This is a genomic window from Agromyces aerolatus, from assembly GCF_031432255.1.
GTDB lineage: Bacteria > Actinomycetota > Actinomycetes > Actinomycetales > Microbacteriaceae > Agromyces.
In genome coordinates this window covers 1-26444 of sequence record NZ_JAVKGQ010000016.1, presented here as the reverse complement: position 1 = coordinate 26444, position 26444 = coordinate 1, and the positions used below count along the sequence as shown (strand labels likewise).

Sequence of the window (26444 nt, the reverse complement as noted above, 5' to 3'; positions counted from 1 at the left end):
ACGGTCCGCCCGCGCGCGAGGTGCTCCGGTCGTCCACACGCCACGAGCACTTCCTCTGCATAGTGATATATTGTGCGGATGGGTCTCTGGAAGACGCGATGGCGCGGTGTGGTCCCTATCGCGCGTGGGCCGGTCGGAGTTCGAGGTCGCCGATGACGGGTTCGTCACCGACGAGCGGATGTTCCCGCAGGGTGGTGCCGGCGAGCCGGTCGTGACCGCACGGGGCAAGTCCGTCGATCTCGGCTCGGGCGAGCTGACCGTGACGGAGACGGTCGCGGCGGGCACCGGGCTCGCGGCGACCACGACGACCGTGACCGACCTGGTCCACGGCCAGCCGCTCGCGGCGACCGATGTGATGGGCAACACCGTCACGACGGCGTACGACGGGCGGGGGCGGCCGGTGCTCGAGACGACCTCGGGCGGTGAGGTGATCCGCACCGGGTACTGGGTCACCGGGCAGCGCCGCGACCTGACCGCCACCGACCCGGTCACGGGTGCCGACCGGCAGACCCGGTTCTACTGGGACGGCGCGAGCCTGCTCACCGACACGCACACCGTCGACGCCCAGGCCGAGGTCGCGACCGAACGGGCCGCGGGCTCGTACCTGTCCGGGGTCATGCGGCACGCCCGCACCACCACCGCGGGCGGGGACCAGCGCGCGGGCGTGGTGGCCGCCTACTACGGGCACGACCGGCACGGGAACGTGACCGGCCTGACCGACGACACCGGTGCCGTGACCGCCCGCTACGAGTACGACGACTACGGCGCGAGCCCGCGGCCCGAGCGTGCCCCCGAGGCATCCGCCATCGCCCTCGTCGGCGACGTGAGCCATCAACCCTTCGGGTACGCGGGCGAGTACACCGATCCGACCGGCACGCAGCACCTGCAGGTGCGCACCTACGACGCCGAGACGCGCCGGTTCCACCAGCTCGACCTCGCCGACGAGCACAACCCGTACTGGTTCGGCAACGCGAACCCGATCAGCTACGTCGACCCGAGCGGGCGGAAGGGCGAGCTCGACTGGCTCGGTCTCGCGATCGCGGGCGTCGGTCTGGCGCTGTCCGTCATCGGGTTCTGGGGTGCGCTCACGTCCGCGACGGTCGCGATGACCGGGGTCGGGAGCTTCGGGGCGATCATGACCGCGACGAAGGTCACCTTGGGCATCACGATCGGAGCCGCGGTCGCGGACGTCGGGCTCGGTGCGGCGCTCGCGGTCGATGAGTTCAGCACCGACCTCTTCGACGACGACGTCGCGCTCGCGCTCGGCGTCACGGCCGGCGCGCTCGGCCTCGTCGCCGGAGGCGCCACCGCGCTCCGGAAACTCGCTCCCGTGCGGAACTGGAACGAGGCGCTCCAGCAGAACTGGAGTCCCGCACGGCTCACGGGGTGGAAAGTGACCCACACGAAACACGGCGAGCTCGTGCACTGGGAACACCTCGCTGACACCCAGCTCTTCGACGAGCCCGCGACGGTCTTCCAGCAATATCGGAAGCAGCCCGTGGATTCCGCCTTCCCAGCCATCGACGCCATGCCTCCGAACGCGAAGGCGCTCGACGTCGTGCTCCACGACGACGGCCATTCGGATATGACGAAATGGTTCTTCGCCGTGCTGAACCCCCGGTACGTCGTCGGTGGCGAGGAAGCAGCGTTCCTGACGATCGCAGGAAAGAGCGCGACGATCACGAGCGATGGTCTGAGGCAGCTCGTGCAGAAGCACCGGATCCAGGTGATCCGCGTCTATCTCCCGTACAACGGAGGTCCCAAGGAGCCGGCGCGGGTATGGTATCTCAACGCTCCAGGTCCCGTGAGGCAGAAGGTCGCCCTGCGAAGCGACGGCGAGTCGGGTCCCGATGATCCGAACTCGAGGTACGAGGACTGACCGATTCGTGCCCGGCGAACCTCACGCGCCAGGCGCGCGCCCCTTCCACGGGTCGTAGTCGACCTCGAGCGGCGCCTGCTCGGGCCGCTCGCCCTCGGGCACGTGCTCGAGGTTGACGCGCACCCGGTACCAGAGCGAGCTCGAGCCGCGCATGCCGTCGACGAGCACGTCGGCCGGGCGCAGATGCTCGACGACCTTCGCGTGCCGCGCCTTCCACCGCTCGAACCCGTCGAGCGCCTCGTCCTTCGTCTCGGCGCGCGCGATCTCGATCACGGGCAGCTCGCGCTCGTCGCGCTCGACCGGGCCGAGGTCGGAGGCCAGCGCGAGCAGCGAGTCGAGGCGGCCGGCCGCATCGTCGATGCCCGCCATCGGGTCGCCGAGCTCGGCGAAGCGGTCGAGCACCGTCGCGACCGTGAACTCCTCGGGGCGGCGGAGCCGCAGCTCGTCCCAGCCGAGCGGGGTCGACACGCGCGCGTCGGGCCGCGGGCGCACCGAGTAGGCCGACGCCACGGTGCGGTCCTTCGCGTTCTGGTTGAAGTCGACGAACACGCGTTCGCCGCGCTGCTCCTTCCACCACCGGGCGGTCGCGAGGTCGGGCACACGGGTCGCGACCTCACGCGCGATCGTCTCGGCCGCGAGGCGCACGTCGGGGAACTCCCAGCGCGGCTCGAGCCTGACGAGCAGATGGATGCCCCGTGAGCCCGACGTCTTCGGCCAGCCCGTGAGCCCGTGGTCGGCGAGGACCTCGCGCACGACGAACGCGACGTCGACGAGCTGCGCCCACTCGACGCCCGGCATCGGGTCGAGGTCGACGCGGAGCTCGTCGGGATGATCGAGGTCTTCCGCGCGCACCGGGTGCGGGTTCAGGTCGATGCATCCGAGGTTCACGACCCACGCGAGCGCCGCCGCGTCGCGCACCACGACCTCCTCGGCCGACGTGCCGCGCGCGTAGTGCAGGGTCGCGGTGTCGATCCAGTCGGGCCGTTTCTCGGGTGCGCGCTTCTGGAAGAACGCCTCCTGGTCGATGCCCTTCACGAAGCGCTTCAGCACCATGGGCCGGCCGCCCGCGCCGCGCAGCGCGCCGTCGGAGACGGCGAGGTAGTAGCGGATGAGGTCGAGCTTCGTCAGGCCCGGCTCGGGGAACACCATCTTGCCGGGGTGGCTCACGCGCACCTCGCGCCCGTCGATCTCGAGGGTCTCGGACTCCGTCGTCGCGCTCACGCGCCCACCCTACGCCCGGGCCGCGAGCCGGCGCGAGGTCCAGCGGTCGACGAGCACCCACGGGTCGTCGACGCCCGCGCTCAGCTCGTCGGTGAGCGCGAGCAGCTCGTCGTGCAGCCGGAACCACTCGGTGCGCGGGAAGCGGTGCGCCGCGAACTGCTCGTGCCGGCGCCGTTCGACGAGCCGGTCGCCGCGCTCGAACGCGAGCACCTCCTCGACCGGAAGCGCGGCGAGCCGGCGCTTCGGATTCGCGGTCGTGCCGATCTTCACCTGATCGCGCCAGCGCACGTAGTACACGACGTCGACGCGAAGCTCGCCGAGCGCGATGAGCTCGGCGTCGGGCACGTCGCCGAACCGCCACTCGCAGCGCGCGCAGATCCAGCCGGACGGGTAGCGCGCACCGACGGCGTGCCCGCACGCGGTGCACGGCGCGGGCAGCAGGTCGGCGACGCCCACCTCACGCTCGACCCACTCGTGCGCCGCGGCGAGGTGCGCCGCGCACAGTGCCACCGGTGCGCCCGGCACCACCGGGCGGTCGCACCGCACGCCGGCCGCGCCCGTACTGACACACCCCTCACCCATAGGCGGCACGCTACGGCGGGCCACCGACACGAGGCATCCGGATCGAGGCGGCCCCCATATGTGTCACAGGTCCCAAGAACTTTCTCACAGGCCCCACACGGAGGACATATTGTAATATACTCCCCGCATGGTGGTACAGGTGATGCGGCATGGTGCGCGGTCGGTCGCGCTGGGCGCGGTGGTCTGCGCGGCGGTGGTGGGCGGAGTGGTCTCGCCTTCGTGGGCCGCGGACCCGGCCGAGGGCGGCGAGGCGCTGCCAGCCGGCGGGTTCGCGGTGGGAGACGGGGTCGAAGCCGCGGTAGGCGAGGCCTCGGGGGCGGTGTCGTTCGTCCTGCCGGCGGGTGGGATCGGGCTGGCGTGGAGCTCGCAGCTGGCCGGTGTCGACCGGTTCGGGCTCGGCGAAGCATGGTCGATCGCCGGCGTCGGCTTCGTGGACGTGCGCGGCGGGGTCCGGGTGTTCCCGTCCAGGGGCGAGGTCTTCGCGGCCGATGCCACCGCGCCGTCCGGGCTTTCGGGGTACCCGATGACCGATCTCCGTTTCGAGCAGGTGCCGGGCGAGCTGCCCGGCCGGGCCGATGGCTTGGTCGGGGCGCGTCAGTTCGCGTTCCGGCTGCTGGAGCTCGGCGGCACGGTGTCGTACTTCGACGCCGACGGCGACCCGATCGCCAGGGAGGATCGGTTCGGGAACCGGGTCGACTGGACGTGGGCCGCGGGCGACGCGCACCGGTTGACGTCGGTCGTCACCGAGGTGGGTGTGGTGACCGAGCTGGACTGGTCGGATCCGGGCCGCGTCGAGGTCGCGACCCGAGCCGGCGCCGGCCGGCACGCCTCGTCGGTCGAGCTCGCCGGCGGGCGTGTGGGCGGCGTGGTCGACGCGGTCGGCGGGCGCACGTCGGTCGGGTACGCGCCCGACGGGATGGTGTCGCGACTGAGCGGCGTGTCGGGTGCGGTCACCGAGTTCGCGTGGCAGAGCCTGGCCGACGGGCGGAGCGCGGTGGACCGGGTCCGGGTCGTCGACGCGGTGTCGGCCGAGGTGCTGAGCGAGCGGACCTGGCAGCCGGTCGAGGGGTTCGCGTCGGGCTGGCCCGACATGCCGGAGCCTGCCGCCGCGGTGGGTGCCGCCTCGGGCCAGGTCGCGTACTCGAGCGCGCTGTCCGACGGCGCGACGCGCGTGGTGTCCGAGTACTCGGACCGCGGCGCGCTCACTGGGCGCACGGTGCTCGTCGGCGACGCGTCCGGTGAGCGCGTCGTCCAGGAGCAGACGTACACGTTTCCCGACGACGGCGCCGAGGAGCCCGCGGACCGGCCGACCGGCGCGACGATCAGGCACGCGAACGCCGCGGGCGAGTCGCGCGTCGCCGACGAGGGCTTCCGATACGACGAGCTCGGCCGTCAGGTGTCTGGTCACGACGGCACGAGGTACGCTTACGACGCGCAGAACCGCGCCATCGAGGAGCTCAGCCCGGCGGGCGAGGCGATCCGCACGTCCTACTGGGCGACCGGGCAGCGCCGGCAGCTCGCGGCCACGGACCCCGGCACGGGCGCCGAACGGGCGACCCGGTTCTACTGGGACGGCACGGCGCTGCTCGCCGACACGCACACGCCTGACACCGGTGCGGCCGACCCCGGGGACTGGGCGGCCGGGTCGTACCTGATCGGCGCGATGCGGCACGCCCGCACGATCGCCGGCGGAACCGCCTACTCCGGGCACGACCGGCACGGCAACGTCAGCGACCTGACCGACGGCGGGGGTGCCGTGACCGAGAGGTACGCGTACGACGACTACGGGCTGGGTGTGCGCCCGCAGGGCGACCCCGAGGCATCCGCCGCCCTGCTCGTCGGCGACGTGACCTACCAGCCGTTCCGATACGCGGGCGAGTACACGAACCCGACCGGGACCCAGCATCTGCAGATCCGCAGCTACGACCCCGAGACCCGCCGGTTCCAGCAGCGCGACCCCGCCGATCAGCACAACCGGTACTGGTTCGGCGATGCGAACCCGATCACGCACGTCGACCCGAGCGGCCGGACCGCGAAGGTCGACTGGCTCACGATCTCGCTCGCCGGCGTCGGGCTCGCGCTCTCGCTGATCGGGCTCGGCGCGGCCGCCTACGCGACCACGCTCGCAATGTCAGTCCTCCCCGGAATGGCCGGAGGCGCGATCATGACGGCCACCGACGTGGCGCTGGGGCTGGCCACGATTGCGGCCGTCGCGGACACCGCGGTGGCGACCGCGCTCACCGTGGACGCGGTCAAACCGGAGTTCATGGACGATGACCTCGCCCTGGGGCTGGGTGCGGGGAGCGCCGTGCTCGGCGGGGTCGGGCTTGCGGCGGGCGCTGTCGCGGGCGCGCTCGCGAGAGGTGTGGAGCGCGCCGAGCGCGCCATCGCCGGTCGAATCGCCGGGCTCGAGAATCCTCTTCCACAAACCAAGGTCAATTCCGGCATGACCCTGGCGCAGGCCCGAACGAAGTACACCAGGATTCACGAGCTGACCGGCTGGATGGTGATGCACAACGCCGACGGCAGCCCGAAGTACTGGAATGCGGTGCGCAAGAATACCTGGGGAGAGGTCGGGACCTTGACGTTCTCCTCCTCGGATGCACCCACACAAAAGTCTGTGATGGCCGCCGAGCTCATGCCAGAGAACGGCCGGGCTATGAACATCGTGCTCTACGAGGTGAACCCGGACACCGTGTACGTTCGGAACCCGTGGTATGTCGGAGCTGCTGACCCGACAGAGCCGGAGTTCCTCACGCAGAGGACCGAGGTGTTCGAGCGGTATCTCCAAGAGCGGGGCATCAAGGTGCTGCAAGTCCAGGCCATCGGTGGGGACGGCATCGCAGACGGGTCATACATCCACATCGTGTACCTCGATCCGCCGCAGAAGGTGGTCGACGTCTTCGAGGCGCAGGCGCGCGGGACGCCCGGGCCTTTTTAATAGCTCCTGCCCAGAACGCGGCACGTGACGTCAGATGACCCAGAATCTCGCCGTATGACGGTCGATCAACCCATGTGACGACGGCGGTCGCGCCGGGCGCGAGCGATTCGTAACGTCGGCAGCGGGGAGGTCTTCCGCGCATGTCTCGACTCATCATCGGCGCCATGGTGCGCACCCTCGGCGCGTACCCGTCGGGGTGGCGGGTGCCCGGCGCGCACCGCGACCCGCGCGGCGACGCCGCCGCGCTCAGGCGCACCGCCGAGATCGCCGAGGCCGCGCGACTCGACTACCTGTTCTTCGGCGACTGGCTCGCGACCGGGCCCGAGCTCGAGCACCGCGACCCGCACCTCGTGGCACGCATCGACCCGCTCTCAGCCGTCAGCTATCTCGCCGCGGTGACCAGCCGCATCGGCCTCATCGCGACCGCCAACACGACGTACGCCGACCCGTATGCGCTCGCGCGTGCCACGGCGTCGATCGACCTCCTCTCGGGCGGACGCGCCGGGCTCAACCTCGTGGCCGCGGCCGACCCCGACGCCGACGCCAACCACGGGCGCGACGTGCGCGAGCCCGCCGACCGCAGGTACGACCGGGCCGGCGAGTTCGAGACCGTGCTCAGGCGGCTGTGGGACTCGTTCGAGGACGACGCGATCGTCGCCGACGCCGAGACCGGGCGCTACCTCGACCCGGCCGGCCTGCACCCCACCAGGTTCCAGGGTGCGCACGTGCGCGTCGCCGGACCGCTGAACGTCATCCGGCCCGTGCAGGGCCACCTGCCGATCGTGCACTCCGGCACATCGCCGCGCGCGCGGCTGTTCGCGGCGCGGAGCGCCGATGTCGCGCTGGTCGCGGTGCCCGGCATCGGCCGCGCGATCGAGCTCCGCGAGGAGCTGCGCGCGCTCGCGTTCGAGGCGGGCCGCGACGACCGCACCCTGAAGGTCATCGTCCCGGTGCTCCCGGTCGTCGGCCAGACGCGCGCGCACGCCCAGGCGATCGCAGACCGGCTCACCGAGCTGGTCGCGGTCGGCGAGGACTGGGCGGATGCTCCACCGCGGGCGTTCCCCGCCGAGCGCTCGCTCGGCCACCTCGCCGGACTCGTCGGCGTCGGCCTCGACGGGTTCCGGCCGGACGACCCGGTGCCGCCCGGGCTCGCCGCGGCGTTCTCGACGCTCGGCCTCGAGCTCGCCGCGCTCGTCGCGGAGCGGACCGGGCGGGTCCTCGGCGGCGACCGTCCGCCCACGTTCCGCCACCTGGTCGTGACCGCGACGGTGCACGCGTCCATGATCGTCGGAACTCCCGCCGACATCGCGGCCGAGTTCGCGGCGTGGGGCGACGCCGGTGCCGTCGACGGGTTCAACGTGCTGTCGGCCACCCAACCGGCCCAGTTCGAGGCGTTCGCGACCGGCGTCATCCCCGAGCTGCAACGCCTCGGCGTGTTCCCGACCGAGTACGAGGGGGCCACGCTGCGCGACCATCTCGGCCTCGAGCGCCCCGCGAACGTGCACGCCGCGTCACGCGCGCTGGTGGACTAGGAGCGGGGCTGGGCACTTCGTGCGCTCACGGCACGGTGTTCTCATCCCGCATCGACGTTCTCATCGCGCATCGACGATGATGAGGCCGGGACCGTACGCGGCTCGGCTGTCGACATCGAGACCCCCATCGGTGATCAGATGCTTCACATCGGCGATCTGAGCGACCGGACTCACCGACCTCCGATTGAGCTTGGACGAGTCCGCGAGGATCACGGTCTCGTTCGATGCGGCGATCATCGCCCGCTTGACCTGCGCCTCCTGGGGGTTGGAGTTCGTCACTCCGAGCCGGGGATCGACCGCGTCGGCACCCAGGAACGTCCAGTCCGCGCGAACGTCTTCGAAGAACCTGACCGCCGCCTCGCCGGAAAGCGTGTAGACGTGCTCCATCAGGGCGCCACCGGTGACCAGCAGCCGCCAGCCCTCGATGTCGGCGACCGTCCGGGCGATCTGCAGATCGTTGGTCACCACCGTCAGATCGGAGACGTCGCGCAGGGCGAGGACCATCTCGAACGTGGTCGACCCGCTGTCCACGATGACGATCTCGCCCGGCGCGACCATCGCCGCCGCCCTGGCAGCGATCGCCGTCTTCTCAGCGGTGCGCAGGGTCGCCTTGTAGCTGTAGGGGATGTCGGCGTCGGTGCGCGAGTCCACGAGCATCGCGCCACCGTGTCGGCGCACGAGGATTCCCTCCCGCTCCAGCGCGATCAGGTCACGGCGCACCGTGGACACGTCGACGTCCAGGCGCGAGCTGAGGTCGCTCGTGGTCACGTAGGTCGCTGACTCGAGTTCTTGTTGAATCAGCGAGCGGCGCGCGGCTGTGAGCATGCATCCTCCTTCGGCGCCATCATAGGCCGTATGCGCCCGCTTCTGCATGTAATCGGGGCGTTACGCGTCGTTACATACACATTACGTCCCGATTTTCTGCACGAATGTGCACGAATTTGCTTGACGGCGAGGCTTTAGTGGCCATAAGTTGCCGATGTTTCCACAAGATCGGGTAGCGAGGAGTGCTCCATGACCATCATTCAGGATCTGTTCGGCAAGTCGAAGGCCATCATCGCGATGGCTCATTTGCCGGCGCTCCCGGGATATCCGCTGTATGACGAGAAGGGCGGGATTGACGCGATCCGCGATCGCGTCGCCCGGGACGTGTCCGTCCTCGCGGCCAGCGGCGTGGACGCCGTGCTCTTCTGCAACGAGAACGATCGCCCCTACTCCGCCATCGCCGGGCCGGAGGTCGTCGCCGCGATGACCGCAGTCGTCACGTCGGTGGCAGCGGATCTGGACATCCCCTTCGGAGTCGACGTGCTGTGGGATCCGCAGGCCGCGATCTCCATCGCCCACGCGACCGGCGCCCGATTCGTCCGCGAGGTGTTCACCGGGGTGTACGCCAGCGAGATGGGGCTGTGGAACACCGATCCGAACGCCGCGCTCAAGCTCCGCCGCAACATCGGCGCCGATGTGAAGTGCTTCTTCAACATCACTGCGGAGTTCGCCGCACCCCTCGCAGCACGCCCGATCGGCAAAGTGGCCCACAGTGCCGTGTTCAGCTCGCTGGCCGACGGCATCCTCGTCAGCGGCTCCGCGACGGGCGTCGCGGTGGACCTCGCGGAGGTGCGCGAGGCCAAGCTGGCCGTGCCCGACACGGCGGTGCTCGTGAACACCGGAGTCCGCGCGGAGACGATCGCCGACATCCTCCAGGTCGCGGACGGGGTCCTCGTCGGTTCCTCGCTCAAGCGCGACGGCAACACCTGGAACGAGGTCGACCCCGCTCGTGTCGCACGCTTCGTCGAGGCGGCCGCCGGCGACCTGTGGCAGCCCCGTACCGCCGTCCCCCTCCTGACTCGATAGACGCAACACGGATACACCGAAGTACCCCGATAACCCAGCGCGAGGAGAGAACCAATGAGAACACGATCACGTGCGGTCGCCCTGGCGGCCATCGCCGGCGGCGCCCTCGCTGCCCTTGCCGGCTGCGCCGCAGGTGGCGGCGGCGAGCAGACAGGCGGCGCCGAGAGCGGCACGATGGAGGTCTGGCTCAGCGACTGGGGTGCCGAGTACGAGCAGTACTGGAAGGACCTCGTGGACGAGTTCGGCAACGAAGACGTCGACATCGAACTGCGCTTCGTCGGCGGATCCGATGCCCACCAGCAATACATCACCGCGATCTCCAGCGGGACGGCCCCGTGCGTCGGACTCGTCGGCAACACCTGGGTACCGGAGTTCGCCTCGCTCGGTGCACTGCAGCCCACGGGCCGCGACCCCGAAGAGGTCCGCGAGACCTACGTGCCCGCCGCCGCCGAGAGCGTCATCCTCGACGACGAGGTCTACGGGTACCCGTGGAACGCCGCAGTCCGCGCGCTCGTCTACCGTGCCGACCTGTTTGAGGAGGCAGGTCTGGAGCCGCCGACGACCTGGGACGAGGTCGTGACGACCGGTCTCGCATTCCAGGAGGCGTACCCCGATATGTACGGCTTCGGCGTCGCCGGCGGCGGACAGTGGTATTACCTGCCCAACGTGTGGGCGTGGGGCGGCGAGATCGCCACCGAGGAGGACGGCACGTGGGTCTCCGGCATGGACTCGCCCGAAGCCGTGGATGCGTACTCGTTCTACGCGTCGCTGCTCACCGAGCACCGCCTCTCGCCCGAGGGCGCCCTCACCTGGAGCGGAGGCGACATGGTGAACGCCTTCAGTCAGGGTGACCTGGGCATGTTCGTCGCCGGAAACTGGGATCTCCAGAGCCTGCTCCTGCAGAACCCCGAGATGGAGGGTCTGGTGGGCACGGCGCTCATGCCCGAGGGCCCCGGCGGCAACAACTCGACGTTCATGGGCGGCAGCGACTTCGCGATCTTCGAGGGATGCGAGCAGGCGCGGACCGCCGGCGAGTTCATCGAGTTCGTGCTGGATCCCGAGCGTCTGGTCGAGTTCACCAGCCAGCTCGGATTCATGCCGGCCAACGTCGAGGCCCTCGAGGCCGAGTCGACGACGGGCTCCTACTCGTCCGAGCTGTGGAGCGTCTATCCGCAGCAGCTGGAGACGGCCCGGTTCGTGCCGACCACACCCTCGTGGGGCGCGGTCGAGGCGACCGGCGAGCTCGTGAACTCGATGCACGCCATCATGGGCGGCGCACCGGCCCAGGAGACGATGGACAAGCTGGGCGCCACGATGAACAAGGTCATGGAGAGCGACGGGTGACGTCCCGCGCATCCACCCTGCGGCGGGGAGCGATCGCTCCCCGCCGCGGGGGATCCTGGCTCGCCCGTGAGCACCGGCGCTACGCGTTGTGGATGCTCCTTCCTGCGTTCGCCGTCATCGCCCTGGTCGTCGGCCTGCCGCTCGCGGATGTCCTGTGGCTGTCCGTTCACGAAGGCCGCGGCATCCAGACCGGCGATTTCGTCGGGCTCGAGCACTATGCCGAGATCCTGACCGACCCGCTCTATCTCGGCGCGCTCGTCCGCACCCTCGTCTGGGTCGTCGTGACAGTGGCGATCTGCATGGCCCTGGGCGTCGCCGTCGCTCTGCTCCTGCTTCGGCTGCCGCGCTGGGCCGGCATCCTCAGCGTCCTGGTCCTGCTGCCGTGGGCGATGCCCAGGGTGGCCAGCGGCATCATCTGGAAGTGGATCTTCAACGACCAGTACGGCGTCGCCAACTGGCTCCTCACCACGATCGGCTTCTCGCAGTTCGAAGGGTTCAACTGGTTCGCACAGGGGGAGACCGCGTTCGTCGCCATCGGGGCCGCGAGCATCTGGCAGCGCGTGCCGTTCCTGGCGATCGCCCTCTACGGCGCGCTCAGCACACTGGACCCCGAGATCCTCGAAGCGGCTCGCCTCGATGGCGCGAGCGCATGGCGGACGCTGGTCTCGATCCGTCTGCCGCTCATCGCCCCGGTGCTGCTGATCCTCATCGTCCTGTCGAGCATCTCGTCGTTCAACTCGTTCGACTACATCTTCGTCATGACCACGCCCCCGGGCGGGCCCAATCACGGCACGGAAGTGATCTCGATCCTGACCTACATCACCGGGTTCGGGCTTCTGGAGCAGGGCCGGGCCGCGGCCATCGCGGTCACGTCGCTGCTGATCCTCACAGCGCTCACCGCGGTCTACTACCGCCTCACCAGGGAGGAGCGCGCATGAGCCGGGCCGCCGTGACGCCGCGCCGCATCCTGTCAGGGCTGGGACTCACGATCGCGCTCGCCGCGCTGGTGGTGATCTGTATCTTCCCGTATTACTGGATGTTCATCACGTCGGTGAAGCCTGAGGACGAGATCTTCACCCGCACCCCACAGCTCTGGACGACGAACCCCACCTGGGACCGATATGCCGATCTCTTCCAGGGGGAGTTCCTGCGCCAGCTCGGCAACTCGCTGATCGTGTCCCTGGGCACGGTGGTGCTCACACTCGTGTTCGCAATCGGCGCCGCCTACGCGCTGGCCCGGCTCCGGGTGCGCTGGCGGACCGTCATCCTGATCGTGCTGCTCTCGCTGCAGATGCTGCCCGAGATCGTGCTCATCATCCCGCTGTTCAACTTCGCGGTGCAGGCCGGCTTCATCAACACCCTGATCGGTGTGATCGTGGCCAACCTCACCACGAGCGTGGCCTTCACGGTCTGGCTGCTGCGGGGGTACCTGCTCAGCATCCCGAACGAGCTCGAAGAGGCCGCATGGGTCGACGGCGCGAGTCGGTTCGGTGCGCTCTGGAGGATCGTGCTCCCGCTCGCGTGGCCCGGCATCGCGGCGGCAGCGATCTACGGGTTCATCAGCGCCTGGAACGAGCTGTTGATCGCAGTGACCTTCCTGCGCAGCGACGACCTGCGCACGCTCCCGGTGGCGCTCCAGTCGTACTTCAATGAATACTTCACCGATTGGGGTGGCGTCATGGCCGCGTCCACGCTGTTCTCGCTGCCGATCCTGATCTTCTTCGGGTTCATCCAGCGGCATCTGGCGCAGGGTTTCGGCGGTGCGCTGAAGTGACGGCGGAGGAGTCCGCGGTCACGTCGGCGGAGGTCGGGGCGTTCTGGGCCGAGCAGGTCGATGCCGCGCCGGAGGGCGGGCTGCACCGCCGCGACCGGGTCGCCACCAGGCTGCGGGGCGTCGAAGTCTGGGACGTCGAGTTCTCCGGCGCGGACGGGCATCCCGTGCGCGGCTGGCTCTCGGTGCCGGCATCGCCCGCCGGCGCAGTCGTGGAGTTCCTGCCGTACGGCTACGGCAGGGGCAGGCCGCTGGACTCGCCCGTGTGGGCGGCGTGCGGGTTCGTCCACCTCGTCATGGACGTGCGCGGACAGGGCAGCCAATGGCGCAGCGGCGACACCCCCGACCCCGTCGGATCCGGGCCGTCCGCGCCGGGGTTTCTCACGCGCGGCTTGCACGATCCGCGGGAGCACTATCTGCGCCGGCTGACGATCGACGCGGTCCGCGCCGTGGACGCGCTCTCCGCGGATCCGTCGGCGGCCCAGACGCCGGTGTTCGTCACGGGGCGGAGCCAGGGCGGCGCGCTCGCGCTCGCGGCGGCGGGCCTGGCGCCCCGGCGTGCCCGCACGGTGGCAGGGGCCGGCGTGCAGGCGCCGTTCCTCGCCGCGTTCCGGCAATCGGCGCGCACGGCTGCGACGGGACCTTACACCGAGATCGCGGAGTGGGGCCGGATGCATCCCGACCGGGTGGCGTCCGCCTTCCGCACGCTGGACCACTTCGATGCGATCGGCTTCGCCGAGCGGGCTTCAGCCGTCCCCGTGTTCTTCTCGATCGGAATGCGCGATGCCGTCTGTCCGCCCGAGTCGATGGAGGCCGTCATCGCCGCCCATCACGGTCGGAAGAGTGTGCGGCGCTGGCCCTTCGCCGGGCACGAGGCGGGCGCGACTCGCGACCTGGAGGCCCTGGTGGCAGTGGCCGCCGCGCTCGCGCACCGGGACGTCGATCGCGCGCTCATGGAGTGGGCCCATTGTGTTAAATAGTGGAACGTCGTATGTTTATCTCGAACAAGGAGTGATGATGGTTGCGACGTACTCGACATCCCTGACCACCCTCGCCGTGCTCGAGAGCGTGGCGAGCAGGCCACGCCCCATGCGAGCCTCCGAGATCCGCGACGAACTCGGGCTGCCACGCGCCGCCCTGTTCGCACACCTCTCGACCTTGAGCGAGGCGGGGTGGATCGACCGGCTGCCGGACGCGAACTTCCGGCTGTCGATGAAGCCCCGCCGCATCGCTCAGATGGTCCTGGTCCAGGCCGGGCTGGGCGAGCGGGTCCGTCCGATCCTGGCCGGCCTCACCGAACAGATCATGGAGACCATCTCGCTCTGCGTGCTGGACGACGACGTCGCACAGATGGTCGAGCGCATCGATCCGGACCGCGGTGTCATTGCCGACGCGCTGCTGGAATCCCGGATGGAGATCGCCCACTCCGCGACCGGCCGGGTACTGCTCGCCTTCGGGCCCGTCGAGCACGTCGAATCCCTTCGCCGTCGTGGCGTGGAGACGCCGTCCGATGCGGAGCTGGGTCTCACTCGCGAGCGGGGCTTCGCGCTGTCTGACGCCGCCTTCGCGAGCGAGACCGTGGCGATCGCCGTCCCCGTCCGCGTTCCCGGCGGCGGAATGCTCGCGGCGTTGTCCGCGATCGGCCCGCTGGGCCGGTTCGAGCCGGAGGCGTCGCTCGCGAGGCTCCAGGAGGCCGCCCGCACGATGGGAGCGGTGTCGTGAGCATCCCCGAGCATCTGCTGCGGCCTCGCCCGGCCGCACAGATCATGCGGCCTGAGTACTTCGCTGCGATGCAGCCCAGCCGGCTGTCGGCCAGCCGCGCGCTGATCAACACCCTCATCCGCAGCGGCTGGACCATCGAGCGCATTGTCTGGGACATCGACGACATCGGCCGCGGCACCGCGGTGTACCGGGTCTACGCGGGCGACCGCGTGTTCGACCTCGTCGCCCTGTCGTTCGAGCCGCAGACCGAGGGTCGCACGGCTCGGATCATCGGGCGCAACTGGGACATGATGGGCGCGCTCCTGGAGGGGCCGATCAGCGATGCCGCCCTGGAGCAGACGCGGCAGGAGCTGCCCAAGCTCTACGAGGGTCGCGCACCCGAGGGAACGCTGATCTGGGCCAGGGCGAACCGCAGCATGCGCCTGTTCGAGCACGTCGTGGACTCGCTCGCCGAGCATCGCCAGCCCGACATCCACCGCCTCGCCGAGGCTGGCTACATCCTGCGCAACACCGGGCTGGACGGGAACGGCACGTTCGGGACGAAGTCCTTCCTCGCCTACGAGGACGATCACCCGCTGCGCCTGCCCTACTACGCGCAGATGCTCGCCTCCTATCTGCTGCGCGAGTTCGGCTTCGACCTTGCCGAGCACCTGGCCGTCGTCCGGGCCCCGGGCGCGGTCGCCCTCGACCCGCGGATCAAGCGATATCTCGGCCTCGGGAACGGATCGGGGCTGGGACTCATCCTCTGGGTGCACAACCACCCGCGCCTCGTCTCGAAGTGGATCGAGATCCGCGAGCGGGCGATCGTGACGGCGAGCCTGCTTTCGACCGGGACGGTGGCCGAGGCATCCGACGAGCTCGATTGGCTGTTGCGCCGCGCCGCGCAGCACCGGCGCGAAGACCAGACCACGTACGACGCGTTCGAGTCCAGCGAGTCCGTGGCGGCCGACTTGGAACGCATCGCCGACGCGCTGGGCGACGCATTGCGCGATGCGGGCGCGAACGGACTGCCACTGGCCCTGCTGCGGGAGCGGATGGAGGGAGTCGTCTCTGCGGCGGCGCTCGAGACCCTCCATTCGCTGATGATCGAGCTGGTGCCCGACGCCGACGCCCTCCTGGAGGAGATGGTCGTCAGTGAGGTGCTCGTGCGCGATCCCGCACAGCCGGTGGGTGAGCTCCGCCGGCTCATCGAGGATCAGTACGGCTGGGCGCTGGACCTGGCGTCGGCCGCGCAGCCGGAGGACCCGCAGGTGCTGTACAAGTCCCGTGCCGCCGAGGAGCCGCGTCGAGGCCCGCGGTCCGAGGCGCCCCACGCGATCGACCTCGCCCTTCACCTGCCCACCGCCATCGCCGGCATCCACGCCGAGCTCACCCCGTTCGACGACGGGAGACCGGTCGCGGACTACCTGATCGCCCACCCCGCCCGGCGCCAGGTCGTCGAGCGGATTCAGTCGCTCTCGGGCGATCCGTACGCGACGCCGCTACTGGAACTGCTCGGCACCTCGACCAATCCGGTACACATCATCGGCCTCGTGAACGTGCCCTTCTTCGGGCTGGATCGCACCAAGGACCACCTGCGGCGGACTCTGCGTGGGGTCCTGTTCCACGGTGCTCCGACGTGGAGCGACCTGGGCGGCACCGACGACGAGCACTGGTTCTGGCCGGCCGAACCGGCGGAGGGAGCGGCATGAGCACGATCGGACTGCAGGAGAAGACCCACAGCGGCCGGTGGACCGGGGACGAGGACGGGATCATCGGACTCACCGTGCGGGAGACCCGGCTCGTGGTTGAGCGCAACCTGCTCGTGCTCGGCCTTCCCCAGAGCGAGAACGCCCCCGTGCGCGACCTCATGCTCGAGGCCCAGGCGATCGGGCTGCCGGTCGTGGACATCCTCGCGGACGAGTTCGACGAGCTGCTCGCCCGGAACTCCCCCGTGTTGACGGTGACCGAACGGATCGGAGCGCGGGCCTGGGTCGACGGCGGCGGATCGTTCTCGCTGTTCGTCGCACCCGGCATCGTCGACCTCGCCGTCGAGATCGCCGCCCACCACGGCTGGGCGGTGATCTCGGTGCGCGGCGTCTCGCACCCCGAGCTGCTTGCGGCGCTCACCGCGTCGGCGTGGCGCTACGGGCTGGGACTGGTCGCCACTGTGGGTGGGGCGACCACCGTATCCCGCCATGACGGCGCCGTCGTCGACGCGACCGGCGAGGCGGTGATCGTCGTCGGGCGCAACGCGCACGACGTCGGTCCCGAGGGCCGCGCGCTGCTGGCGGGTGGCGCGAGCCTGCTACACGCGACCGTCGACCGGATGCCGGTGCCCGCTGCTTCGTACTGGCGCATCTACGACCGGGCCCTGCTCGCCCTGGCCGAGGACAACGAGGTGTCAGCGCGGCACGCGGGCCCGACGATGGTCGATGCCCAGGGACGCGTGCATGGAGAGACCTTGGAGGAACTGTGACCGACGAGAGCAAGACGAAGACAGGAGGACGGATGCGTTACGTCGACGGGCTCGAGAACAGCATCTACGACCGGAGGGTGTTCGAGGAGCTGCACGCGGGACGGCTCACCTGCGTCGTGGTCACGATGGCGTTCTGGGAGGACACCCTCGAGACGATGGACGCCATCGGGCGATGGCACGACTTCGCTGAGCAGAACTCCGATCTCATCCTGCTCGCCCGCACCACTGCCGACATCGAGCACGCCTACCAGACCGGGCGCACCGCGATCCTGCTCGGCACGCAGAACTCCAGCCCGATCGCCGACCGGGTGCGGTTCGTCGAGCTCTTCCGCGACATGGGCCTTCGGGTCATGCAGCTCACCTACAACAACCAGAACGCGATCGGCGGGAGCTGCTACGAGCCGGAGGACTCCGGGCTCACACGGTTCGGCCGCCAGGTCATCGCCGAGATGAACCGCGTGGGCATGCTCATCGACATCTCGCACGTCGGTGAGCGCACGGGGCTGGAGGCCGCGGAGGCATCCACCGCCCCCATCGCGATCACCCACGCCAACGCCAGCTCCCTCGTCCCGCATCTGCGCAACAAGAACGACGCGCTCATCCGGGCCGTGTCCGAGCGTGGCGGCATGATCGGCATCCCGACCTACCCGAAGATCTGCGGCGAGTACTTCTCGGCGAGCCTGGAGCGATGGTGCGAGCTCATTCGCCGCACCATCGACATCGCGGGGATCGACCACGTCGGCATCGGCACCGACATCGGCCGCAACGAGGACCAGCGCTACCTCGACTGGATGCGTGTGGGCCGGTGGACCAAGGGTGCGTTCTTCGGCGCGGGCTCCGCCGCGAGCCCCGGCGTCACCCCACCGCCCGACTACATGCGCACGACGGAGGGCTTCCCCGCCGTCGAGCAGGAGCTGCGCCGGCACCTGACCGAGGACGAAACGGCCAAGGTCATGGGCGAGAACTGGATGCGCGTGTATCGCGCCGTCATCGACGACCCGGCCGGCTGAGCCAGGCACGGACACACCGAACAACGAGAGAGGAACACTCATGTCGGACGACAAGCTGCGCGTAGGCGTTCTCGGCATCGGCGAGATCGCGCTCGGCGATCACGGCGTGCTACCCAACCTGCACCACATCTCGGACAAGGTCGAATTGGTCGCGCTCGCGGACATGGCGCCGGATCGCCTTCAGAGCACGGCGGAGAAGTACGGCGTCCCACACGTGTTCTCCAGCCTCGACGAGATGCTCCGGCTCGACGGCCTGGACGCCGTGGTCAACCTCACCCCGATCGCCGCCCACGGCAGCACGTCGCGCCAGATCCTCGAGGCGGGCAAGCACCTGGCCGTCGAGAAGCCGGTGGCTACCACCATGGCCGACGCCGACGCGATCGTGCAGACCGCGCAGGAGCAGGGACTTACCGTGGTGGTCTCGCCGCCCAACATGCTCTACCCGTCCCGGAGCGAGGCGCGCAAGCTGCTGCGTGAGGGAGCGGTCGGCCGCGTGGCGTTCGCGCGTGCACGTCCTTCCGGCGCCGGCCCTGCCGCCGGCGCGCCCTGGCGCGACCCGTCCTGGTACTACCAGAAGGGCTCGGGCCCGACCTTCGACGTTGGGGTCTACGGCATCCACGAGCTGCTCGGGCTGCTCGGTCCGGTCCAGCGCGTGAGCGCCTTCTCGGGGATCACCGACCCGGTGCGCTCGGTGCGCCGTGGTCCGTATGCGGGGCTCGAGATCGAAGTCACGATGGACGACAACACCCTGATGCTGCTCGACTTCGGCGACTCGGTCTTCGCCGTCGTCGACTCGAGCTTCAACATCTATGCGTCCAAGGGGCCCCGCATCGAGGTCTACGGGCGCGAGGGCGCGCTGAACATCAACTACAACATCAACCAGTCCGGTCCCGCCCCCGCGATCGAGATCTACAAGACCGACATCGGCGGCGCCGAGGTCGACGGCTGGATCGCCCCCAACCTCGGCCACCTCGCCGGGGCCGAGGCGTGGGCCCTCAAGCTCAAGCGCGCGCTGCTCGTCGATCACCTGGCCGATTCGGTGCGTGACGGCATCCCGTCTGCGCTGGGCGCCGACGTCGCCCGCCATGCACTCGAGATCATGCTCGGCGCGTACGAGTCTGCCCGCACGGGTCAGGTCGTCGAGATCACGAGCACGTTCGTCGACGTGCCGCCGCCGGCCACGTCCCTGCGGAACCAGTGGTGACCCGCGCGATCGTGGTCGGCCTGGCCAGCGACCACGCGTGGACCATGGCCGAGGGCCTGCATCTGGCGGGTGCGCCCGTCTCCGCTGTGGTCGATGCGGATGCCGCGCTGCGCGCCAAGGCCGGGGAGACCTTCGGCGAGATCGCCGCCTACGCCTCCCTGGACGAGGTTCCCGACGGCGAGATGTTCGACATCGCGCTCGTGACGACCGACAACGCCGCCAAGGCGGAGGCGATCGGGTGGGCGGTGCGGCGCGGATCAGCCGTGTACGCCGACAAGCCGCTCAGCACCTCCGGGGCGGGGGCCGACGCGGCCCTCGCCGCGATCGGGTCAGCGACCGTTCCGGTGATGATCGCGTTCCACACGGTCTTCGACGGCGTCCACGACGAGGCGAAGCAGATCCTGCAGGCGGGTGGTATCGGCCAGGTGCACTTCGTCCGCGGGATCGCCGGCCATGGCGGACTCAAGGAGGCGGGGGTCTCCAGCGAGTTCACCGAATGGCTCGTCGACCCGGAGCGCGGAGGCGGGGGGACGTTCATCGATCAGGGCGTGTACCTGCTCAACACGATGATGGATCAGCTGGGCACGCCGGTCGTCGAGGTCACCGGGGTCGCGGTGAACCTCGGCCTGCGGGAGTACATCCCAGCCGGTGTCGAGGACGTGTCCGCGGCGATCCTCCGGTTCGAGGGCGGAGCGGTCGGTGTGATCGACACGAAGTGGATGCAGATCGGGCGCTCCCCGCTGCGGCTGGCCTACCACGGCACCGAGGGGACGCTGACGGACTTCGGCGGACACTGGATCCTGCAGACCCGCGTCGACGGGTTCGCGCCGCCCGGGGCCTGGCGGCCGGAGGGCGAGGAGGCGGGGCTGCGCACGTACCGGCGGGACACGCCGCGCAGCGCGGGCTACGCCGCGGAGGCGGCCCACCTCGTGCGTGCCGCGCAGGAGGGTGCCGCACTGCATCCAGCGGTCTCGGCGGCCGCCGCGGCGCGCGTCCAGCACATCGTCGACGCGTTCTATGCCTCGGTGCGGGCGGGCGCACCGATCGCGGTTGCGGGATGACCGGACGATGAGCGTGGTGGTCGGTATCGACATCGGGACGACCACGACGAAGGTCGCGGTGCTGGACCCGGAGTCGGGCGTGCGCTGGCAGGGCTCGCGGCCCGCGGCGATCTCGTCGCCGAAGGCGGGATGGGCCGAGTCGGATACGCAGCTGTGGTGGGAGAACACGGCGGGTATCCTGCGCGAGTACACCGCGCAGGCCGAGGGCGACGTGCTCGCCGTCGCGGTGACCGGGATGGTGCCGACCGTGATCGCGCTGTCCGCCGAGGGCGAGGTCCTGCGTCCCTCGATCCAGCAGAACGACACCCGGGCAACGACCGAGGTCGCGGAGATGGCCGCCGAGCTCTCGGGCATCGACCTGCTCGGGCGCACCGGGAGCGCGCTCACCCAGCAGTCGATCGGACCGAAGCTCCGATGGATGCAGCGGCACGAGCCGGACCTTGCCGCACGCACCGCGAGCGTGCTCGGGTCGTACGACGACATCGCCCGCCGGCTCACCGGGGTCGTGGCGGTGGAGGAGAACTGGGCGCTCGAGAGCGGCCTGTGGGATCTGCCGACCCGGTCCTGGTCAGGGCCGATTTTGGCGGCGACCGGTCTGGACCCAGCGCTGCTACCGGACGTGGTCGCGTCGGGCTCGGTGCTGGGCGGGGTCTCCCGTTCGGCAGCGGCGGAGACGGGCCTGCCCGAGGGGACGCCGGTCGTCGTAGGCGGCGCCGACCACGTCCTGTCCGCGCTCGCCTCGGGAGCGGTGGTACCCGGCGACGCCGTGGTGAAGATCGGCGGCGCGGGCGACATCCTGATCGCGACCGCCGAACCGGTCGTGGACGCGAGGCTGTACCTCGACCTGCACGCGGTGCCGGGTTCGCATCTCGTCAACGGGTGCATGGCGACCTCCGGTGCCGCGATCCGCTGGTTCCAGCAGCAGTTCGGCGCAGGGCGCCCTCTGGAGGTGCTCGATGGAGAAGCCACCGAGTCGGGGCCCGGGGCCGGGGGAGTCGTCTTCCTGCCCTACCTGCTCGGTGAGAAGACCCCCTTGCACGATCCCGACGCGCGCGGCGCGTTCGTCGGAATGCATCTGGGCACGACGCCGGGCGACCTGTTCCGCGCGGTGCTCGAAGGCATCGCCTACGGCGTGCGACAGCACCTGAACATCCTGGGGGAGCATGGTCTGACAGCGAATGTCCTCCGGCTCTCCGATGGCGGGGCGCGATCCCCGCTGTTCGGCCAGATCCTCGCCGACGTCACCGGACGCGAGGTGCATCGACTGGGCGGCGCGCAGAGCTCCGCGCTGGGTGCGGCCGCGGTCGCCGCGGTCGCCGTGGGGGCATGGCGGAGTCTGGACGACATCGCATCGCACGTCGAGACGGTCGCGGTCCACCGGCCGACCCCGGACGCCTCGTATGAGGCCGCCTTCGCGATCTACGAGAGCCTCTACCCCGCGCTTCGCGCGATCCGTCCCGACGGAAGAGCGCTGTGAACGCCGGCGCGCCCAGGGGCGTGCTCATGATGGCCGTCACGCCGTTTCGGCCCGATGGCGAGATCGATCCCGCACGGATGGCCGGGCTCGCGCGAGACGCGAAGGAGCAGGCGTTCGGGGGACTCGTGGTGGCCGGCGGCGCGGGAGAGCTTCCCGACCTGGCCGGTGCCGAGGTCGTCGGGCTCGTCCGGGCCGCGTCGTCCGCCGTCGGCGACGGCACCGTCGTCACCGCCGGGGTGTTCGCGCGCCGCGGAGAGCGAGCACAGGTGGACGCGCTCGCCGGCGCCGGCGCACAGGCGCTGTTGTGTTTCGCCGATCCCGATCCGCGGGCCGATGCCGATGCCGGGCTCGACGCCCTCCTCGCCCACAACGCGAGCGGCCCTCGCCTGGCCGTCGTCGTCGACCACGACGGCGCCCGGTTCACGATCCCGGGACTGCGCCGCGCCTCGCAGACGCCCCCTGGAATCGCCGTGAAGTTCGGCTCGCCCGATCTGCGCGCGTGGGAGGCCCTGCGCACCGCCCTCCCGGAGGTGCAGCACTGGATCAGCGGCGCGGGCGACGAGCTGGCGCCCGGATTCGCGGCGCACGGCGCTGCTGGGTTCACCTCGACCACCGCGAACGTCGCCCCCGAGCTCATTGCGCGGATCGCCCGCCACCTCGCGCGGGACGAGCTGGGCCGGGCGGGTGCGCTGCTGCGGGAGCGCGTCGGCCTTCTGGCAGCGCTGCGCTCGTCCCGGTCCGGCTACGTGCCCGCGGTCACGAAGGCCGCGATGGCGCTCGCTCTCCGATCGGCCGGCGACGTGCGACGGGCATCGGCACGGCTGGACTTCGCCGATGCGGATGCCGTTGCCGCCGCGCTGATCGAAGTGCGCGGCGAAGACTGTCCAACCCTGCCTCCGAACGGATAGGGTGCGAGGCGGACGGCACGGCTCCACTTCTTCGCGGTCCACGATCGGGAAAGGCGGGCCATGCGCGCACGGGTTCGGCGGATGACGGCATCGGCGGTTGCGGCGACCGCCGCGGCGCTGCTCTGGGGCGGCACGTCGGCGGTCGCCGACGAGACCGATGCGCCCGAGGCATCCGTGCCCGTCGCAACCGTGCCCGTCGCATCCGTGCCCGTCGCAACCGTGCCGGTCTACGCGGGCGCCGTCCGGCATGACGACGACTCGGCCGGCTTCCTGCCGCTCGTCGACGTCGAAGTCGCCGGCACGACGCTGCGCATGATGCTCGACACCGGCTCGCAGGGCCTCGTCGTCCACCCCGGTGCGCTCGACGGCGCACCCGGCGCACTGACGATCACGGACGCCGTCGCCGACCTGCACTACGACGGCGCGAACATCGACGGCCACGTCGCGCTCGCCGAGGTATCGGTCGGCGGCGTGACCGCGGCCGAGCCCGTGCCGTTCGCGCTCGCCGACGCCTGCGACCCGGCGCGCTGCCTCGGCGGCGAGGGCGTGCACGGCATCATCGGCGTGAGCCAGGGGTTCAACGAGTACACGGCATCCGACGGCACCGTGTACGTGTGGTACTCGGCGCTCGCGCAGCTTCCCGAGCCGGCGTCCCTCGGGTACACGCTGCGATTCGACGAGCCCGGCACCTCCGACGGCGAGCAGATCGGCACGCTCGAGCTCGGCGCACCGTCGATCGCCGCCGAGGGCGTCACGACGCTGCAGGCCGAGGCCACCGGTGCGCGGTATCCGGACGGGCAGGCCGTGTACGACAAGCCCGTGCGCATGTGCTGGACGATCGCGGGCGTCTCGAGCTGCCACCAGACCGTCCTCGACTCGGGCGAGTACTCCTCGGTGCTCTTCGGCAGCCAGTTCCAGCCCTTCGCGCTCCACGAACCGAACCCCGCGCCGTGGCCGGGCGTGCCGAGCGTCAGCTACTACGGCCCCCTGCAGACCGGCACAGCCGTCGCCTTCGGTGCCCCTGACGCGGGCGAGCCGTTCTGGTCGCGGACCGTCGGCCCGGCCTACCGCGCCATGGGCCTCTTCGAGGACACCACGGGCGCGCAGGGGTTCAACACGGGCAACCTCTTCTTCATCGGCCGCTCGGTCGGGTTCGACCGCACCGACGGACGCGTGCTCGTCGGCCCGGTCACCGGCCTGCCCGCGCAGCCGGAGCACGTCGAGGCATCCGCCGTCGACCGCCGTCTCGCGGTCGCCTGGCAGCAGGCGACCGGCGACCACGCGATCGAGTCGTACGTCGTGCGCCTGCGCACCGCCGAGGGCAAGACCATCGCCGAACACACCCTGCCCGCCGACGCCCGCACCACGACGTTCGACGAGCTGCACGACGGCACCGCCTACCGCGCCGAGGTGGCGGCGGCGAACGCCCGAGGCCTCGGAGCCTGGACGAGCTCCGCCGAGGTCCGGGTGGGTCCGCAGCACGACCACGCCCTGCCCGCGCGACTGCCCGAGACCGGGCCGGGCGATGTGCTCAGGCCGATGCTGGTCACGGCGCTGCTCCTCGGTGGCGGGCTCGTGCTCGTGGGGGTCGCGGCGCGTCGCCGTACGAAGCGGTAGCGGGGCCGGGCCGGCGGTGGCCGGACGATCGGGCCGGCACGCGACCCGTGAACGACGCGTGAACACGAGATGTCCAGCCGTCCTCGATACGATGTCGAACCATGCGCTCTCGCTCGTTCGCGTCCGCCGCCGCCCTCACGATCGCCGCCCTCACGCTCACCGGCTGCGCCGTGAACGAGCAGGGCGACGCCGCGAGCGACCTCGCGGGCACGCTCGACGGTGCGGGCTCCTCGGCGCAGGGCGCCGCGCAGGATGCGTGGATCGCGGGCTTCCAGCGCGCGAACGCGAGCGTGACCGTGAACTACGACCCCGCGGGGTCGGGTGCGGGCCGTGAGCAGTTCCTGGTCGGTGCGGTCGGCTTCGCCGGCAGCGACGCCGCGCTGAGCCTCGACGAGCTCGACGGTGAGCTCGCGCGCTGCGCGCCCGAAGCGGGCGCGGTCGACCTGCCGGTGTACCTCTCGCCCATCGTGCTGGCGTTCAGCGTCGACGGGGTCGACGACCTCGTGCTCGATGCATCCGTTACCGCCCGGATCTTCAGCGGCGAGCTGACCCGCTGGAACGACCCCGCGATCGCCGCACTCAACCCGGGCGCCGAGCTGCCCGACGCGGCGATCACGGCCGTGCACCGCTCCGACGACTCGGGCACGACCGAGAACTTCACCGACTACCTCGCCGACGCGGCCGGCGACGACTGGCCGTGGCCGGCCGACGATGCGTTCCCGGTGTCGGGCGAGGCCGCGCAGGGCAACTCGGGCATCGCCGCGGTGATCCGCGACGGCCGCAACGTGATCGGCTACCTCGACGCGTCGCGCGCCGCCGAGTTCGACGTCGCCGAGCTCGTCGTCGGCGACGAGCCGGTCGCACCGACCGCGGAGGCGGCGGCCGCAGCGGTCGACGCGTCGCCCATCGAGGCGGGCCGCGCCGACGACGACCTCGTCGTCGACCTCGCGCGCGACAGCACCGAGCCGGGCGTCTACCCGCTCGTGCTCGTGAGCTACCTCATCGCGTGCCGCGAGTACGCGGACGCCGCCGAGGGCGAGCTCGTGCGCGCCTACCTCGAGTGGGTCGCGAGCGAGGCGGGGCAGGACGCCGCGGCACGCGACGCCGGGTCGGCACCCATCTCGACCGATCTCCGCGAACGCGTGCAGCAGGTCGTCGCGGGCATCTCCTGAGCGGGGCGCGCGCCTCGCTTCCGCCGTCGCGTGGCCGGCGTCGGGGCCGGTGCCTACACTGGACGGGTCGAAGGAGGAGGAGTCATGCGTCCGCTCAGTGAAGACGAGATCCGGGCGTCGTTCGTGAACAGCACGGACGCCGAGCTCGACCAGCTCGAGCTGCCGCTCGAGCACCTGCTGGTCGAGTGGGACGAGATCGATGCGCTCGCCTGGCGCGATCGCACGTTCCGGCAGCGCGGATACCTCGTCACCATGATCGACGACGAACCCGTCGGGCTCGTGCTGCGCGCCAGCGAGCCGCCCGCATCGCGGCACCGTGCCGCGATGTGCAACCTCTGCCACACGCAGCAGCCCGCGAACCAGGTCAGCATGTTCTCCGCGCGCCGTGCCGGCCTCGCGGGGGAGAAGGGCGACTCGGTCGGCACGTATCTCTGCACCGACCTGTCCTGCCAGGAAAATGTGCGTCTGCACGCCCCGCTCGCGCCCGCCGAGGTGCGCGCGAACGCGGCGATGCGCGTCGACGGCCTGCGCCGCCGCACGCGCGCCTTCGTCGAGGGCGTGCTGCAGCTCACCTGACCCGCCCCGACCCCGACCCCGGCCCCCGCCCCCCGACCGGACCCCCGCCGAGTGTTACCGGAACGCGCCCGCTGAGGTCGTTTTGGGGCCCCTTTCGAGCCGTTTCGGTAACACTCGG

22 protein-coding genes and 1 pseudogene are annotated in these 26444 nt (G+C 70.8%); 20 read left to right on the top strand and 3 right to left on the bottom strand.

Translation table 11 applies throughout. The features are described from left to right. Positions 1-124: 124 nt before the first annotated feature. The gene (locus tag RH864_RS16175) at positions 125-1879 is read left to right on the top strand and encodes an RHS repeat-associated core domain-containing protein (protein ID WP_310518608.1); all 1755 of its coding nucleotides are present in this window, start codon (positions 125-127) and stop codon (positions 1877-1879) included. 21 nt (positions 1880-1900) lie between these two features. Here RH864_RS16175 and ligD read toward each other — a convergent pair whose 3' ends face one another. After that, positions 1901-3100, bottom strand: a complete 1200-nt coding sequence (gene ligD / locus RH864_RS16170) for a non-homologous end-joining DNA ligase (protein ID WP_310518607.1) — start codon at positions 3098-3100, stop codon at positions 1901-1903. 9 nt (positions 3101-3109) lie between these two features. Further along, on the bottom strand, positions 3110-3610 hold the full coding sequence (locus tag RH864_RS16165) for a GIY-YIG nuclease family protein (protein ID WP_310518606.1): 501 nt from the start codon (positions 3608-3610) through the stop codon (positions 3110-3112). Between the two features lie 199 nt (positions 3611-3809). On the opposite strand from RH864_RS16165, the gene RH864_RS16160 reads away from it, so the two are divergent. After that, on the top strand, positions 3810-6623 hold the full coding sequence (locus tag RH864_RS16160) for an RHS repeat-associated core domain-containing protein (protein WP_310518605.1): 2814 nt from the start codon (positions 3810-3812) through the stop codon (positions 6621-6623). 140 nt (positions 6624-6763) lie between these two features. Further along, entirely contained in the window at positions 6764-8155 is a 1392-nt protein-coding gene (locus RH864_RS16155; protein WP_310518604.1) for an NtaA/DmoA family FMN-dependent monooxygenase, read from the top strand. 60 nt (positions 8156-8215) lie between these two features. On the opposite strand, the gene RH864_RS16150 is transcribed toward RH864_RS16155, so the two are convergent. After that, positions 8216-8980 (bottom strand): DeoR/GlpR family DNA-binding transcription regulator, encoded by a 765-nt coding sequence (locus tag RH864_RS16150; protein WP_310518603.1) that lies wholly within the window; start codon positions 8978-8980, stop codon positions 8216-8218. Positions 8981-9169: 189 nt separating this feature from the next. Here RH864_RS16150 and RH864_RS16145 point away from each other — a divergent pair, with 189 nt between their 5' ends. The 17 genes and pseudogenes from RH864_RS16145 to RH864_RS16070 all read left to right on the top strand — a co-directional run bounded on the left by RH864_RS16145 (position 9170) and on the right by RH864_RS16070 (position 26326). Next, a complete protein-coding gene (locus RH864_RS16145; protein WP_310518602.1) occupies positions 9170-10006 on the top strand; it encodes a BtpA/SgcQ family protein in 837 nt (278 codons plus the stop codon). A gap of 54 nt (positions 10007-10060) precedes the next feature. Continuing rightward, positions 10061-11350 (top strand): extracellular solute-binding protein, encoded by a 1290-nt coding sequence (locus RH864_RS16140; RefSeq protein ID WP_310518601.1) that lies wholly within the window; start codon positions 10061-10063, stop codon positions 11348-11350. 92 nt (positions 11351-11442) lie between these two features. Continuing rightward, complete coding sequence (locus tag RH864_RS16135) at positions 11443-12288, top strand: carbohydrate ABC transporter permease (protein ID WP_310518600.1); 846 nt, start codon at positions 11443-11445, stop codon at positions 12286-12288. After that, positions 12285-13124 (top strand): carbohydrate ABC transporter permease, encoded by an 840-nt coding sequence (locus RH864_RS16130; protein ID WP_310518599.1) that lies wholly within the window; start codon positions 12285-12287, stop codon positions 13122-13124. The genes RH864_RS16135 and RH864_RS16130 overlap by 4 nt, the downstream gene beginning before the upstream one ends. Next, complete coding sequence (locus RH864_RS16125; RefSeq protein ID WP_310518598.1) at positions 13121-14101, top strand: acetylxylan esterase; 981 nt, start codon at positions 13121-13123, stop codon at positions 14099-14101. The genes RH864_RS16130 and RH864_RS16125 overlap by 4 nt, the downstream gene beginning before the upstream one ends. 34 nt (positions 14102-14135) lie before the next feature. Beyond that, positions 14136-14297: pseudogene (locus RH864_RS19230) on the top strand (helix-turn-helix domain-containing protein); the annotation flags it as partial. A gap of 36 nt (positions 14298-14333) precedes the next feature. Then, positions 14334-14843, top strand: a complete 510-nt coding sequence (locus RH864_RS16120) for an IclR family transcriptional regulator domain-containing protein (RefSeq protein ID WP_310518597.1) — start codon at positions 14334-14336, stop codon at positions 14841-14843. After that, positions 14840-16534, top strand: a complete 1695-nt coding sequence (locus RH864_RS16115; RefSeq protein WP_310518596.1) for a hypothetical protein — start codon at positions 14840-14842, stop codon at positions 16532-16534. Before RH864_RS16120 ends, RH864_RS16115 begins: the two co-directional genes overlap by 4 nt. After that, entirely contained in the window at positions 16531-17301 is a 771-nt protein-coding gene (locus RH864_RS16110) for a hypothetical protein (RefSeq protein WP_310518595.1), read from the top strand. Before RH864_RS16115 ends, RH864_RS16110 begins: the two co-directional genes overlap by 4 nt. Next, on the top strand, positions 17298-18311 hold the full coding sequence (locus tag RH864_RS16105; RefSeq protein WP_310518594.1) for a dipeptidase: 1014 nt from the start codon (positions 17298-17300) through the stop codon (positions 18309-18311). The genes RH864_RS16110 and RH864_RS16105 overlap by 4 nt, the downstream gene beginning before the upstream one ends. Positions 18312-18351: 40 nt before the next feature. After that, positions 18352-19515 (top strand): Gfo/Idh/MocA family protein, encoded by a 1164-nt coding sequence (locus tag RH864_RS16100; RefSeq protein ID WP_310518593.1) that lies wholly within the window; start codon positions 18352-18354, stop codon positions 19513-19515. Next, entirely contained in the window at positions 19512-20576 is a 1065-nt protein-coding gene (locus tag RH864_RS16095; RefSeq protein WP_310518592.1) for a Gfo/Idh/MocA family protein, read from the top strand. Before RH864_RS16100 ends, RH864_RS16095 begins: the two co-directional genes overlap by 4 nt. Positions 20577-20583: 7 nt before the next feature. Then, the gene (locus tag RH864_RS16090; protein ID WP_310518591.1) at positions 20584-22053 is read left to right on the top strand and encodes an FGGY-family carbohydrate kinase; all 1470 of its coding nucleotides are present in this window, start codon (positions 20584-20586) and stop codon (positions 22051-22053) included. Beyond that, positions 22050-22961: a dihydrodipicolinate synthase family protein gene (locus tag RH864_RS16085; RefSeq protein WP_310518590.1), complete on the top strand. Its 912-nt coding sequence runs from the start codon at positions 22050-22052 to the stop codon at positions 22959-22961. Before RH864_RS16090 ends, RH864_RS16085 begins: the two co-directional genes overlap by 4 nt. Positions 22962-23042: 81 nt before the next feature. Beyond that, positions 23043-24578 (top strand): fibronectin type III domain-containing protein, encoded by a 1536-nt coding sequence (locus tag RH864_RS16080; protein WP_310518589.1) that lies wholly within the window; start codon positions 23043-23045, stop codon positions 24576-24578. 101 nt (positions 24579-24679) lie between these two features. Further along, positions 24680-25750 carry a phosphate ABC transporter substrate-binding protein PstS gene (gene pstS / locus RH864_RS16075; protein ID WP_310518588.1) on the top strand — a complete coding sequence of 357 codons (1071 nt, stop codon included), beginning with the start codon at positions 24680-24682 and terminating at the stop codon, positions 25748-25750. 84 nt (positions 25751-25834) lie between these two features. After that, the gene (locus RH864_RS16070; protein WP_310518587.1) at positions 25835-26326 is read left to right on the top strand and encodes an FBP domain-containing protein; all 492 of its coding nucleotides are present in this window, start codon (positions 25835-25837) and stop codon (positions 26324-26326) included. The last annotated feature ends 118 nt before the right edge of the window (positions 26327-26444 follow it).

Bases quoted from the DNA above. Each gene is read 5' to 3' on its own strand.
- RH864_RS16160 (WP_310518605.1), top strand. From the start codon at position 3,810: ATGGTGGTACAGGTGATGCGGCATGGTGCGCGGTCGGTCGCGCTGGGC.
- RH864_RS16155 (WP_310518604.1), top strand. From the start codon at position 6,764: ATGTCTCGACTCATCATCGGCGCCATGGTGCGCACCCTCGGCGCGTAC.
- RH864_RS16150 (WP_310518603.1), bottom strand. From the start codon at position 8,980: ATGCTCACAGCCGCGCGCCGCTCGCTGATTCAACAAGAACTCGAGTCA.
- RH864_RS16145 (WP_310518602.1), top strand. From the start codon at position 9,170: ATGACCATCATTCAGGATCTGTTCGGCAAGTCGAAGGCCATCATCGCG.
- RH864_RS16140 (WP_310518601.1), top strand. From the start codon at position 10,061: ATGAGAACACGATCACGTGCGGTCGCCCTGGCGGCCATCGCCGGCGGC.
- RH864_RS16135 (WP_310518600.1), top strand. From the start codon at position 11,443: ATGCTCCTTCCTGCGTTCGCCGTCATCGCCCTGGTCGTCGGCCTGCCG.
- RH864_RS16130 (WP_310518599.1), top strand. From the start codon at position 12,285: ATGAGCCGGGCCGCCGTGACGCCGCGCCGCATCCTGTCAGGGCTGGGA.
- RH864_RS16120 (WP_310518597.1), top strand. From the start codon at position 14,334: ATGAAGCCCCGCCGCATCGCTCAGATGGTCCTGGTCCAGGCCGGGCTG.
- RH864_RS16110 (WP_310518595.1), top strand. From the start codon at position 16,531: ATGAGCACGATCGGACTGCAGGAGAAGACCCACAGCGGCCGGTGGACC.
- RH864_RS16100 (WP_310518593.1), top strand. From the start codon at position 18,352: ATGTCGGACGACAAGCTGCGCGTAGGCGTTCTCGGCATCGGCGAGATC.
- RH864_RS16090 (WP_310518591.1), top strand. From the start codon at position 20,584: ATGAGCGTGGTGGTCGGTATCGACATCGGGACGACCACGACGAAGGTC.
- RH864_RS16080 (WP_310518589.1), top strand. From the start codon at position 23,043: ATGACGGCATCGGCGGTTGCGGCGACCGCCGCGGCGCTGCTCTGGGGC.
- pstS (WP_310518588.1), top strand. From the start codon at position 24,680: ATGCGCTCTCGCTCGTTCGCGTCCGCCGCCGCCCTCACGATCGCCGCC.
- RH864_RS16070 (WP_310518587.1), top strand. From the start codon at position 25,835: ATGCGTCCGCTCAGTGAAGACGAGATCCGGGCGTCGTTCGTGAACAGC.